Source organism: Gemmatimonadota bacterium, from assembly GCA_009838645.1.
GTDB lineage: Bacteria > JAAXHH01 > JAAXHH01 > JAAXHH01 > JAAXHH01 > JAAXHH01.
Genome location: VXRC01000024.1, coordinates 76,515 through 89,263 on the forward strand (window position 1 = coordinate 76,515; position 12,749 = coordinate 89,263).

Genomic DNA, 12,749 nt, shown 5'->3' on the forward strand with positions numbered 1-12,749 from the left:
CCTGGTGGGGCATTGAGGATAAGAGTAAATTCGATATAGGTTTACAAGGAGTCATATTCCGGAGGTGCAACATGTCTCTTCCCGGCACCCAACACACTACCGCCCTTTCAGTCATGGCGGTTCTCGTTCTGCTTACCGTAGTCGGATGCGCCGCCCGCAAGCCAGCCCTGGTGGAATCCAGGGATCTGGTCGCGGTGACGGTCATGCCGGCCGGCCCCAACAACTGGCGGTACACCATCGAGACGAAAAACGCCGAGTACCTTACGAGCGTGGAGTTTATCTCCCCGGACCTGGAGGGCTGCAAGGTGCTCGCACTGCCCGAGGAAATCAAAATCATACAGCAGACCACGCCCGATGGCATCAAAGTAAACCTGTGGGGAAGCATCTATGGCGAACGGTACACCCAGTTCCGCAGCCTGCAACTGGTTCTGACCAGCGATCAGCCTAGAAGTCGGGGTGAGATAGACATCCGCGTTACCGATTTTCGAGGAAACACCACGACGATTGAATCTATTGCGGGGCCGGTCGCCGCCAGAATAGGCACGCCACGATACGCATGGCAACGTGCCTGGCGGTCTTACGAGGTTATGCCCCAGCATTTCGGCCGGTTTCCGGATAACCTCGGGGGCATCAGTTTTATAGGGAATTGATGCTTGCTGTCGGTGACGGGAGTATCAACCCACTTCCAGTACACTAACCCCTGGCAGCACCTTGCCTTCCAGCAGTTCAAGCGAAGCACCGCCGCCCGTGGATACGTGGCTCATGCGCCCGGCTAGACCAAGGGCGTTGATAGCCGCTGCCGTATCACCGCCGCCGATGATGGACACGGCTCCCCGGCCGGTTGCCTCCGCGATTGCTTGGGCGACCTCTTGAGTGCCCTCCGCGAACGCCTCGATCTCGAAGACGCCCATGGGGCCGTTCCACAGTATGGTACCCGCTTTGCCAATGGTTTCGACAAATTGACGTCGGGTTACCGGCCCGATATCGAGGCCCATCGATCCGTCGGGGATCCGGTCGACATGCAGCGGAGTCGCACCGGATTCGATTGAGTCGGCGACAATATGATCCACGGGCAGCACGATCGGTTTATCCATCTCAGCCGCCCGGTCCAGGATCTCTGCCGCGAATCCCAGTTGATCCTCCTCCAACAGGCTTCCTCCGATGGCCTCGCCATGGCTTGCGAGAAAAGTATAGGCCATGCCGCCCCCGATGATCAGGGCGTCGGCGATCTCGATGAACCGGCGTGTTGCCCCGATCTTGTCCGACACCTTGGCCCCGCCGAGCATAACAACCAGCTTCCCTTTCGGGTTTTCGATCGCTCCGGAGAGGTAGTCCAGTTCCTTCTGCATGAGGAATCCGGCCGCGCGTTCAGGCAGCAGTCGCGCAACGCCTTCGGTGGATGCGTGGGCGCGGTGGGCCGTTCCGAAGGCGTCGTTCACGTAGGCGTCCCCCAGCGCAGCCAGTTCGCGGGCGAAGTCCGGATCGTTCCGGGTCTCCCCGTCGTTAAACCGGACGTTCTCCAGCAGGAGGCATTCGCCGTTCGCCAGGTCTGCTGCGGCACGTTCCGCGACCGGTCCGACCGTCTCCCGCACGTAGCCTAACGTTTGGTCCAGGAGTCCGGACAACCGGTCCGCCACCGGCCGAACCCTCAGGTTCTCCGCGACCCCTTTTGGCCGTCCCAGATGGGTCATCAGGATGGCCCTGCCACCATGGTCCAGGATATGCCGCAGCGTGGGGAGCGACGCCCGGATGCGCGTGTCGTCGGTGATGTTGCCCGCTTCGTCAAGTGGCACGTTGTAGTCCACGCGCACGAGTACGCGCTGGCCGCGCAATTTGAGGTCGGTGAGGGAGCGGACGCTCATGGACAGGACCCATCAAAGGCCTTGCTGGGCGGGCAATGGCGTGAGATCGTGGAGTGTATGTTCACGGTCATTTTCTCGGTGGAACGGTGCATTTTCTACTTTACTTAGTTGATCGCACAGGTTATATACAGGGTTTCAACCGGAATTTGGTACAAGTGCGAATAACGGACTATCCTCTCTTTTTCCTCCTTCAAGAAACCGTGTCTGTTATTGCGAATCAACGGTATTCCAGTACTCCGGTTTGAATTGAGAAACTGGAAATCGCGTTCCCGTATTCGATTTTCGCAACCGAAAGGATGCGAAAAAGGGGCGATCTTTATATGAAAAAACCCCGGGGTCTCTACGATCCAGCCTATGAGCACGACGCGTGCGGCGTGGGTGTCGTGGCGAATCTGAGCGGCGAGAAGTCGTACGCCATCATTCGCAACGCCATCCGGGTGCTGGTCAACCTGGAGCATCGCGGCGCCTGCGGATGCGATCCCCACACGGGGGATGGCGCGGGCCTGCTGTTCCAGCTTCCCCATGACTTCTTCCAGCGGCAGTGCCGGCTCTCCGGCATTTCACTGCCGGAAGCGGGCCAGTACGCCGTGGGCATGGTGTTCCTGCCCAGGGGCGCCGAACATCGCCGGTGGTGCGAGCGGGCGATCGAGAAAACTGTCTGGGAGGAAGATCAGGTTTTCCTGGGATGGCGCGACGTGCCGGTGGATTTCAGCCAGGCCGGGGAACTGGCGACCCAGGTGTCCCCGCTGATCCGGCAGTTCTTCATCGGAAGCGGCGAACAGACGGACGACCAGGATAGATTCGAGCGCAAGCTGTACGTCATCCGCAAGGTCATCGAAAACGCCGTCGACGCGAAGCTTCCCGAGGACAACCGCGACGACTTCTACATCGCCAGCCTGTCGAGCAAGACCATCGTCTACAAGGGACTGCTTCGGGCGGACCAGCTGGACTCCTTCTACCGCGACCTGTCCGACGAGTCCATCGTCACGTCCCTGGCCCTGGTGCATTCCAGGTACAGCACCAACACGCTGGGGTCGTGGCGGCTCGCCCATCCCTACCGGCTGCTCTGCCACAACGGCGAAATCAACACGATCCGCGGGAACCAGAACTGGATGCGCGCCCGGGAGGCGCTCTTCGCGTCTCCGCTGTTCGGCGACGACATGGCCAAGCTGAGCCCGATCATTCGCGAAGGGGCCAGCGATACGGCAGGGTTCGACAATGCGCTGGAACTGCTAGTCTCCACGGGACGGTCGCTGCCCCACGCCCTCATGATGATGATCCCGGAAGCCTGGGAGAATCATGAGTCCATGTCGGACGAGAAGAAGGCCTTCTACGAATACCACGCCTGCCTAATGGAACCGTGGGACGGCCCCGCCCTCATCGCGGCATGCGACGGCGACCGCATCTGCACGACCCTGGACCGCAATGGACTGCGGCCTTTCCGGTACGTGGTGACGAAGGATGATTTCGTCGTGGGCGCGTCTGAAGCCGGCGTACTGGATATCCCGCCCGAACGGATCCTCACGCGGGGACGGCTGCAGCCCGGACGCCTGTTCCTGATCGACACGGTCCGCGGCCGCATCGTCACCGACGACGAGATCAAGCACGAGATCAGTTCGCGCAAGCCCTATCGCGCCTGGCTGGACGAGCACATGGAGAACCTGGACGACCTTCAGGAGCCGGACGACGTACCCGGACTCGACCTGGCGACGCTGGAAGAACGGCAACGGGCCTTCGGATACACCAGCGAGGAGCTGAAGATCCTCATCGGCCCAATGGCGGCCCATGGGTACGAACCCGTGGGGTCCATGGGCAACGACGCGCCGATCGCCGTCCTGTCCAACAAGCCGCAACTACTGTTCCACTACTTCAAGCAGCTGTTTGCCCAGGTCACCAATCCTCCCCTGGACGCCATCCGCGAAGAACTGGTCACGTCCGTGGACACCTCGATCGGGCCCGAGCAGGACCTCTTCGCCGAAACGCCCGATCACTGCCGGCAACTCCGGATCCCCCGCCCCGTGCTGTCCAACGGGGAACTAGCCCGCATCCGGGCGCTCGACCTTCCCGGGCTGAAATCGGAGACGCTACCGGCCGTGTTCCGGCGGTCGGCCGGGGTCGCGGGAACAGATGAGTCTGCGGGACCAGGCGGGGCCGCGTCGGCCGGCGATCCAACGGAAACTGCCAGGTCCGCGTCCGCCGGCACCCTCGAGGAGGCCGTGGACGAGCTCTGCTTCGAGGCGGGCCGGGCCATCCGGGAACGGGGCGCGACGCTGCTCATCCTTTCGGACCGGAAAGTCGGACCGGACTGGGTCCAGATCCCTAGTCTGATCGCCACTGCCGCTGTGCACCATTATCTCATACGGGAAGGACTGCGGACCAGCGCGGCTATCGTCGTGGAATCGGGCGAACCGCGGGAGGTCATGCACTTCTGCCTGCTCATCGGCTACGGGGCCAATGCCATCAATCCCTACCTGACCCTCGAAACGGTGGAATGGATGAGCATCGACGGTCTGATCGATCCGCCGGCCAGCACGGTCAGCCCGGCCAGCGCGGCCAGCCCGGTCGGCCCAGGCGGTCCAGGCGGCGCGGACAAGGCGCGGAAGAACCTGATCAATGCCCTGTGCAAGGGCGTCCTGAAGACCATGTCCAAGATGGGCATCTCCACCATCAAGTCCTATCACGGCGCGCAGATCTTCGAGGCCATCGGCCTGAAGCAGTCGGTCATCGACAAGTACTTCACGTGGACCGCGTCCCGCATCGAGGGCATCGGCTTGCCCGAGATCGAAGCCGAGTACCGCCAGCATCATCACCACGGCTATCCCGAACGTCCCGTGGCGAACGGCCATACGCTGGACGTGGGGGGCTACTACCAGTGGCGGAGCGACGGCGAGCACCACCTCTTCAACCCCCAGACCATCGCGCTCCTGCAGACGTCGACGCGCACCGGCGATTATGAACTCTTCCGCCAGTACACGGACCAGATCGACGATCAGACGCGCCTGCTGGGCACGCTGCGCGGCCTGTTCGACTACAGGCAGGTGCAACCACCGGTGCCGATCGAGGAAGTGGAGCCGGCCTCGGAGATCGTCAAGCGCTTCTCCACCGGCGCCATGTCCTACGGCTCCATCAGCAAGGAAGCCCACGAGACGCTGGCCATCGCCATGAACCGCATCGGCGGCCGGAGCAATTCCGGCGAGGGGGGCGAGGACCCGGACCGCTACTATCCGGATGATAACGGCGACTGGCGGAACAGTGCCATCAAGCAGGTGGCCTCGGGCCGGTTCGGGGTGACGAGCAACTACCTGGTCAACGCCACGGACCTGCAGATCAAGATGGCCCAGGGCGCGAAGCCCGGGGAAGGCGGTCAGTTGCCGGGCCACAAGGTCTTCGAAGAGATCGCGCGCGTGCGGAAGTCCACTCCCGGCGTGGGGCTCATCTCGCCGCCGCCCCATCACGACATCTATTCCATTGAGGACCTGGCACAGCTGATCCACGACCTGAAGAGCGCCAACGACCGGGCCCGCATCCACGTCAAGCTCGTGGCCGAGGTGGGCGTGGGCACCGTGGCGGCCGGCGTGTCCAAGGGCAAGGCCGACGTGGTCCTCATCAGCGGGTACGACGGCGGCACCGGCGCCTCGCCGGAATCGTCCATGAAGCACGCGGGCGTGCCGTGGGAGCTGGGCGTCGCCGAGACGCAGCAGGTGCTGGTCCAGAACGACCTGCGGGGCCGCATCGTGGTGCAGACCGACGGCCAGCTCAAGACGGGCCGCGACGTGGTCATGGCCTGCATGCTGGGCGCCGAGGAGTTCGGCTTCGCCACGGCCGCCCTGGTGGTGAGCGGCTGCATCATGCTCCGCAAGTGCCATCTGAACACCTGCTCCGTGGGCGTGGCTACGCAGGACGAGGAGCTGCGCAAGCGCTTCACGGGCAAGCCCGAGCACGTCATCAACTTCATGATGTTCATCGCCGAGCAGATGCGGGAGCAGATGGCCCAGCTGGGCTTCCGTACGGTGAACGAGATGGTGGGGCGCACCGACTGCCTGGATACGCGCAAGGCCATCGACCACTGGAAGGCGAAGGGCCTGGACTTCACCCGGATGCTCGCGCCCGTGGAGGCCCCCGACCGCGTGGCCCGCTACTGCTGCGAAAGCCAGGACCACGGCCTGGAGAAGAAGCTCGACCAGCGGCTCATCGAATTGTCCACGGAGGCCCTGGAGGACCGCCAACCGGTCGCGCTGCGGCACGCGATCCACAATATCGACCGGACGACGGGCGCCATGCTCAGCGCGGAGGTATCGCGCAGGCACGGCGAGGAAGGCCTCCCGGAAAATACGATCCGGGTCCGGCTGCACGGCTCGGCTGGCCAGAGTTTCGGCGCCTTCCTGGCGCCGGGCATCACCTTCCTCCTGGAAGGCGAATCGAACGACTACACGGGCAAGGGACTGTCCGGCGGCATCATGGCCGTTTTCCCGCCCGAGAACGCGAGCTTCGTGCCCACCGAGAACGTGATTATCGGCAACGTGGCCCTCTACGGCGCCACCGGAGGGCAGGCCTATTTCCGCGGCCGGGCCGGGGAACGGTTCGCCGTGCGGAACAGCGGCGCCGAGACCGTGGTCGAAGGCGTCGGCGACCACGGCTGCGAATACATGACCGGCGGCCGCGTGGTCGTCATCGGTCCGGTGGGACGCAACTTCGCCGCGGGCATGAGCGGCGGTGTGGCCTACGTCCTCGACGAGAAGGGCGTCTTCCCCGGGCTGTGCAACCAGGAGATGGTGGACCTGGAACCGCTGATCGAGGAAGAGGACGTCGCCGAGGTGCGGCGGCTGATCGAGGCCCACGTGCGCTATACCGGCAGCGACCGGGGCGAGGACGTGCTGGCCCGGTGGTCCGAACTCCGGGACACCTTCGTCAAGATCATGCCCGTCGACTACCGCCGAGCACTCAAGGAAATGGCGGAACGGGCGGCGCAGGAAGCCGAGACCAACGGACATCCCGCCGAGACGGTGCCCGAAGCGGTCCCCGTGGGCGTCAACGGCGGCAAGGGATAACTTTCAACAGACGGATTTATGGGTAAAACAACCGGCTTCATGGAGTACGAGCGGGGGACGGCAGGTTATAGGGATCCCCACGAACGTGTCGGCGACTGGGAAGAGTTCGTCCTGCCCATGGCGGAAGATTCGCTGCGGGAGCAGGGCGCCCGCTGCATGGACTGCGGCATTCCCTTCTGCCACACCGGGGTTCCGATGGGCAAGGGACCCGGCGCGTCGGGCTGCCCCCTGAACAACCTCATTCCCGACTGGAACGACCTGGTCTACCGGAACCACTGGAAGGAAGCCCTCCAGCAGCTGCACAAGACCAACAATTTCCCCGAGTTCACCGGGCGTGTCTGCCCCGCGCCCTGCGAGGGATCCTGCGTCCTGGGCATCAACTCCGATCCGGTGACCATCAAGAGCATCGAGTGCGCCATCGTGGACCGCGGATTCGAGGAAGGCTGGATCCAGCCGGAGCCGCCGCCGAATCGCACCGGAAAGAAGGTGGCCGTCATCGGGTCCGGGCCCGCCGGCCTGGCCTGCGCCGCCCAGCTCAACCGCGCCGGCCACCACGTGAAGGTCTACGAACGGGCCGACCGGCCGGGCGGACTGCTCATGTACGGCATCCCGAACATGAAGCTCGACAAGGAAAAGGTCGTCCAACGCCGTCTCGACCAGATGTCGGCCGAGGGCGTCGAGTTCGTGACCGGTGTCGAAATCGGGAAAGACGTGCCCGCGGCGGATCTGGGCAGCGAAAACGACGCCGTGGTGATCTGCACCGGCGCCACCAAACCCAACGACTTCGTGCGCAACGCGCCGGGCCGCGGCCTGGACGGCGTCCATTTCGCCATGGAATTCCTCCACGCGAACACGAAGAGCCTGCTGGACTCGGGTCACGAGGACGGCAACTACATCTCGGCCAAGGACAAGCACGTGATCGTACTGGGCGGCGGCGATACGGGCACCGACTGCGTGGGTACGGCTATCCGCCACGGCTGCAGGACGATGAACCAGTTCGACGTGATCCCCAAACCGCCTCCCGAACGTGCGCCGAACAACCCCTGGCCCCAGTGGCCGGTGGTCTACAAGCTCGACTACGGCCAGGAAGAAGGCAAGGCCCTCTTCGGCGCCGACCCCCGGCGCTACGACACCAGCACCGTCGAGTTCATCGACGACGGCCAGGGCCGGGTCAAGGCCCTGCGCACCATCGACCTCGACTGGTCGGTCCCCAGCAATGGCGCGCCCTTCAGCCCGAAGAAGGGCACGGAGCAGGAGTGGCCCGCCGACCTCGTCCTCCTGGCGATGGGCTTCTCCGGTCCGGAAGATCCGGTGATCGAGCAGCTCGAAGTGGAACGGGACGCCCGGTCAAATGCCCAGGCCGAATACGGGAAGTACGCCACGAGCGTGGAGAACGTCTTCGCGGCCGGCGACGCCCGCCGCGGCCAAAGCCTCGTAGTCTGGGCCATCCACGAAGGCCGGGGCGCCGCCCGGGAAGTGGACCGCTACCTCATGGGGAGCACGGACCTGCCTTAGGCGGACCTACCGTAGGCCCCATAGTCACGCCGACTTCCTCGACCTCTCCTGCAGATCGTACAGCGACGCGACCTCGTCTTCATAGCGCGGAATGGGGAAATCCGCCATGGTGAAGCGGGCCTGTGAAGCCCGTTCGCCGCGGACCAGCCGGCTGTGCGCCTCGACCTTGTCCGACATGACCCCGCAGTGGATGGGGAAGGCGTCGGCCGCGCGGTAGCTGAGGATGAGCGTCTTCCGCGGCCGGTCCGACGAGTTGATGGCCGAAGCGTGGGGCGTCATGGCGCTCATGAAGATCGCCGTGCCCCCGGTGCCTTCCAGCAGCACGGCCTCGGTATCGTCCACTTCCTCCGTGACCTTGCCCCGGAAGAATCCCTCGGTGCTGTGGCTCATCAGCGCTTCCGTGTGGCGCCGGGGAATGACCTTCAGGCAGCCGTTCTCCTCGGAGGTGTCGTCGAGGTAGAAGAGGATGGACACAGAATCGCGGTTGGTCAGGGGGTAGTAGGACAGGTCCTGGTGCCACTCCACGATGGACCCGATGTTCTGGGGTTTCATGTTGATCTTGCTGTAGTGGAAGAGCAGGTTCGGGCCGAACAGCTGTTCGACGCAGTCCAGCAGGGCGGTCGATTCCGAGAAATCCCGGAAGGGCTGATAGTAGGTGCACGGTTCATAGATACGCCGCACCAATGTGCCGTCCGGTTCCTGGTTCGGTTCCATCTCCATGCGCGCGGCGTCGTGATTCGCCTTCGTGTTTCCTTCCGATGCCCGGTCTATTTCCGACTTCAAGGCTGCGAGGTCCTCACCTGATATGAAATCCGGGTAGACGACGTATCCCTCGCGGTTGTAATGATCGATTTGATCCGGGGTGAACATGCTTAGTCTCCGGGGGCTTCGTGGGAGTTTTTGGCTGGTCGATTATGAGGAGGAAGGTAGGCGGACAGGGGAGGAGCGTCAAGGCCGAAACGGCTCATGGCACCAGCCACCCAGGCACATTCGAGATGCCCGCCAAACGGCGCACCATCTGCCGCCGCGAGATGGCCACGGTCGCACGGGAGCGCTGCTCGGTGACCGCCCCATCGATTTCCCTGGCCGCCCGAAGGCCAGACTCGAGGGCGCGCTGCATCCACCCCCGATGCCCCGAGGCATGCTCGCCGGCGAAGTGAATGGGGCCCTCGGGCGATGCCAGTTCAGGATGCTCCGAGAACGGAGGATTGTAATTGGCGAAGGCCGCCCCGATCCAGGGCTGATGCTCCCACGCGAAGTGGGTACCATGTTCCGCCACCTCGCGCGTACCGGGGAACAGGTTATTGAAGCGACCGATGAAGCCGGGCACGATGGCACCGGGAGAGGTCGCCGCGATCCTGCGTGCCAATTCTCCAAACATATAGGACATCAGAATACCCCGAGGCCCCTCCTGGTTCCAGGTGGGATGCCAGAACTCCGAGTATCCCTCCGAGAACGTCAACCCCCATCCGTTCAAGCCGTCGCCCTCCCAGATTCGCTGCGCATACTGGACGTAAACCCGGGTGACGTCCTGGTAGGATGTGGCTTCGAAGGCCGCTTGCTTCGATGCCGAGAGGACGGGGTCAAACTCGATCTTGTCGATGACCGGGAGGGGGACCGTGCAGATGAGTTTGCGGCCCCGCAGTTCCTTCGCGGCGGGTCCGTAGGTGGCCCCCACCCCGCTCTCGTCCCGGACTACTTTCGTCACCGGCAAGCCGGTCCGCACGCGGTCTCCGAGCGCTTCGGCAAAGGCCATCGGCAAGGCATCGATCCCGGCCGGAATCTTGAGCCATGCGTCCCGACCCCCACTGAGGAACACGGCCGGTGTCTGCCGCTGGCGGACCCCCTGATTGGAGACGACGAGGTACTCACCCTCCTGGGTATAGAAGGGCGATGTCTCGATGCCGAAGTGATTGATGTAACCGAGCGTCAGATCGTGGGAGGGCGGGATGCGGGCCGGACCGGTTTCGGCGATGAGCCCGTCGTCGAAGGGCTCGCGAAGTGTCTGTGCCCGGCCCCCGATTACGTTTGATGCTTCCAGGACCTGGACGTTGTGCCCTGTCCGGACCAACTCGTACGCGGCGACCAGCCCCGACAGACCGCCGCCCACCACGATCACGTCGACCCGTTCTTCAGGTGGCGCCGGTGTCGGCGACGTCGGTTCGGGCGGCGCCTCGGTCGGGTCACTTTCGTCGGGGCCCATGACGTTGTCCGAGCAGGCGGTGCCCAGGACTAGAGGAACCAGGGCAGTGCCGCTCCGGGCGAGAAAGTTCCGGCGGCTGAGCGAATTCTTTTTCTTGTTGGCCGTCATCTAGTCGGAAGTCATCGGTATTCGGTCACCATTTGGCGAAGGTTCATGATAGATGGTCGGCCGTCGGCGGACGGTAGGTGTAAAGTCCGCGCGGCTTGGACTGGCCGGATCGTGCGTTGGCGCTTCGCGCTGATTATGGAGTTTAAACGACCACTTCATTTACTTCAATGTTAAAAGTTAGTTATGTTTCATGATAGTCGTGGCTGGGAAGACGCTTGCCGCCAACGCGTCATACTGTTTCAATATAGGCAAGGGAGTCTAAACAAAACTGATGCCAACGCCATTCGTATCCAACGCCCGTATGTACGCCTTGAGCCCAGAAGCCGAGACGTTCTGGAAGGATCTCATCGCCCACATCGCCGAGGATGTCGGCACGGCAGATCCTGGAACCCTGATGCAGTGATGTGTTGCGTCAAGCGTATCGAGTTTTAGTGAAATCGCTAACCTGATGACAATTGATGACGGATATTGTACATTCCAATAAGAAATAGCAGATGAGAAACGATGGAAAATGAGCGGATTCTAGATGAATTCTAGGGTAAGATAAAAGAAGAGAAAAGACAGGATGCGGTCCGCTTTTGCAAAATACGATCGAAAAGACGATATTCGTGATTGCCGGACCGAATGGTGCGGGGAAGACGACATTTGCTACCGAATTCCTGCCCAACGAGGCTGACTGCTCCGTCTTCATAAATGCCGATTTCATCGAGCAGGGTCTGAACCCAATTCGTCCTCATCAAACAACCTTTACGGCCGGACGGTTAATGCTGAAACAGATACACGAACACGTTCGAAAAGGCGAAAGTTTCGCATTTGAGACTACACTGAGCGGACGTATCTATGCCCGCAGGATTCCTCGCTGGCGTGAACAAGGATACCGGATTCGGCTGTTCTTCTTGCGTCTTCCGAACCCGGAAGCAGCGATTGCACGCGTTGCGCAACGTGTGTCAGAAGGAGGATACGATGTGCCCGAGACCTTGATTCGTCGTCGGTTCGATGCCGGCTGGAGAAACTTTAAGAAGATATATCGAGACCTTGTAGACGAATGGGCTCTATATGATAACTCAGGCGATGAACCAAGACTACTGCAGGAGACTGTCAAAGGATGAGTTCGGGGAATCGACAACAGCCTGAAGCGCAACGCGATCCGGTTTTTATCGGTGCCGAGGCCGCCATGCATAGGGCCGCCAAACGCGCACGCATACGAGCCGAGGCCTTCGCCAGGACCACTACGGTTTCAGAGCAATCCGTGGCGGAACCTGGTGTAATGAATGCAGCATGGCCTGTTCTCTACGCGAGAAACAGGGCTCTTGACTTAATGAGCAAAGACACCGTCCTGAATATGTTCCGAACGCATAAGGCGACCCTCATGAATCTATTCGGTGTTACCAAACTCGCCCTTTTCGGTTCCTTTGCCCACGACCAGACAATTGACGGCAGCGACATCGGTGTTGTAGTACGTTTCGACTCGCGGGCGACATCGGATCGGTATCATGGTGTCCAGTTTTACCTGGAAGACCTGCTGGGTTGTCCGGTCGATCTGGTAACAGACAAAGCGTTGCGTGCGGAGATACGACCGTATGTAGAAAGGGAAATGGTCGATGTCTGAAATCCACAACGAAGCGCATTATTGCCGACTTCATATTCAGGATATGATCGACTACTGCGAGAAAATACTTACGTATACGAAGGGGCTGAAACATGAGGCGTTCAGTGCCGATACACTCGTCTATGATGCCATACTGCGCAATCTCGTACTGATCGGCGAGGCGGCAATTCATATTCCTGACGATATACGTGGTGCGCACCCCGAGATATACTGGCGCCGCTTCATAGCAACACGTCACCGTCTGGCTCACGGATACCCGGGTATAGACGTCGACGTAATCTGGGACGTCATCCGGACCGACGTACCAAATCAGCTGCCCGAACTGCGAAACCTGTTGAACGAGGTGAAAGAGGAATCCGGGTAGAGGATTTCACTTTTCAGTGTTCCGGCCGGTTATTCGCATC

General features: G+C 61.9%; 9 protein-coding genes. 6 read left to right on the top strand and 3 right to left on the bottom strand.

The window, feature by feature from the left end; translation table 11 throughout:
• The first annotated feature begins 71 nt into the window (after window positions 1-71).
• On the top strand, window positions 72-650 hold the full coding sequence (locus F4Y38_06755; GenBank protein MXY48990.1) for a hypothetical protein: 579 nt from the start codon (window positions 72-74) through the stop codon (window positions 648-650).
• Between the two features lie 24 nt (window positions 651-674).
• Here the strand turns inward: F4Y38_06755 and F4Y38_06760 are convergent, their stop codons facing one another.
• Complete coding sequence (locus F4Y38_06760) at window positions 675-1,862, bottom strand: phosphoglycerate kinase (GenBank protein MXY48991.1); 1,188 nt, start codon at window positions 1,860-1,862, stop codon at window positions 675-677.
• A 296-nt stretch (window positions 1,863-2,158) separates the two neighbouring features.
• Between F4Y38_06760 and gltB the strand changes: the two genes are divergently transcribed.
• A complete protein-coding gene (gene gltB / locus F4Y38_06765; protein ID MXY48992.1) occupies window positions 2,159-6,910 on the top strand; it encodes a glutamate synthase large subunit in 4,752 nt (1,583 codons plus the stop codon).
• Window positions 6,911-6,928: 18 nt separating this feature from the next.
• On the top strand, window positions 6,929-8,425 hold the full coding sequence (locus tag F4Y38_06770) for a glutamate synthase subunit beta (protein ID MXY48993.1): 1,497 nt from the start codon (window positions 6,929-6,931) through the stop codon (window positions 8,423-8,425).
• 24 nt (window positions 8,426-8,449) lie between these two features.
• Here the strand turns inward: F4Y38_06770 and F4Y38_06775 are convergent, their stop codons facing one another.
• Both F4Y38_06775 and F4Y38_06780 read right to left on the bottom strand, forming a co-directional pair.
• Window positions 8,450-9,295 carry a phytanoyl-CoA dioxygenase family protein gene (locus F4Y38_06775; protein ID MXY48994.1) on the bottom strand — a complete coding sequence of 282 codons (846 nt, stop codon included), beginning with the start codon at window positions 9,293-9,295 and terminating at the stop codon, window positions 8,450-8,452.
• A 94-nt stretch (window positions 9,296-9,389) separates the two neighbouring features.
• The gene (locus tag F4Y38_06780) at window positions 9,390-10,736 is read right to left on the bottom strand and encodes an FAD-dependent oxidoreductase (GenBank protein MXY48995.1); all 1,347 of its coding nucleotides are present in this window, start codon (window positions 10,734-10,736) and stop codon (window positions 9,390-9,392) included.
• A 578-nt stretch (window positions 10,737-11,314) separates the two neighbouring features.
• On the opposite strand from F4Y38_06780, the gene F4Y38_06785 reads away from it, so the two are divergent.
• From F4Y38_06785 to F4Y38_06795, 3 genes are all read left to right on the top strand, one after another.
• The gene (locus tag F4Y38_06785; protein MXY48996.1) at window positions 11,315-11,845 is read left to right on the top strand and encodes an AAA family ATPase; all 531 of its coding nucleotides are present in this window, start codon (window positions 11,315-11,317) and stop codon (window positions 11,843-11,845) included.
• A 209-nt stretch (window positions 11,846-12,054) separates the two neighbouring features.
• Window positions 12,055-12,345: a nucleotidyltransferase family protein gene (locus F4Y38_06790; protein MXY48997.1), complete on the top strand. Its 291-nt coding sequence runs from the start codon at window positions 12,055-12,057 to the stop codon at window positions 12,343-12,345.
• 43 nt (window positions 12,346-12,388) lie between these two features.
• Window positions 12,389-12,709 (top strand): DUF86 domain-containing protein, encoded by a 321-nt coding sequence (locus F4Y38_06795; GenBank protein ID MXY48998.1) that lies wholly within the window; start codon window positions 12,389-12,391, stop codon window positions 12,707-12,709.
• The last annotated feature ends 40 nt before the right edge of the window (window positions 12,710-12,749 follow it).

Coding starts and splice junctions, on each gene's coding strand:
- F4Y38_06790 (MXY48997.1), top strand. CDS start 12,055: ATGAGCAAAGACACCGTCCTGAATATGTTCCGAACGCATAAGGCGACC.
- F4Y38_06755 (MXY48990.1), top strand. CDS start 72: ATGTCTCTTCCCGGCACCCAACACACTACCGCCCTTTCAGTCATGGCG.
- gltB (MXY48992.1), top strand. CDS start 2,159: ATGCGAAAAAGGGGCGATCTTTATATGAAAAAACCCCGGGGTCTCTAC.
- F4Y38_06795 (MXY48998.1), top strand. CDS start 12,389: ATGATCGACTACTGCGAGAAAATACTTACGTATACGAAGGGGCTGAAA.
- F4Y38_06780 (MXY48995.1), bottom strand. CDS start 10,736: ATGACGGCCAACAAGAAAAAGAATTCGCTCAGCCGCCGGAACTTTCTC.
- F4Y38_06775 (MXY48994.1), bottom strand. CDS start 9,295: ATGTTCACCCCGGATCAAATCGATCATTACAACCGCGAGGGATACGTC.
- F4Y38_06770 (MXY48993.1), top strand. CDS start 6,929: ATGGGTAAAACAACCGGCTTCATGGAGTACGAGCGGGGGACGGCAGGT.
- F4Y38_06760 (MXY48991.1), bottom strand. CDS start 1,862: ATGAGCGTCCGCTCCCTCACCGACCTCAAATTGCGCGGCCAGCGCGTA.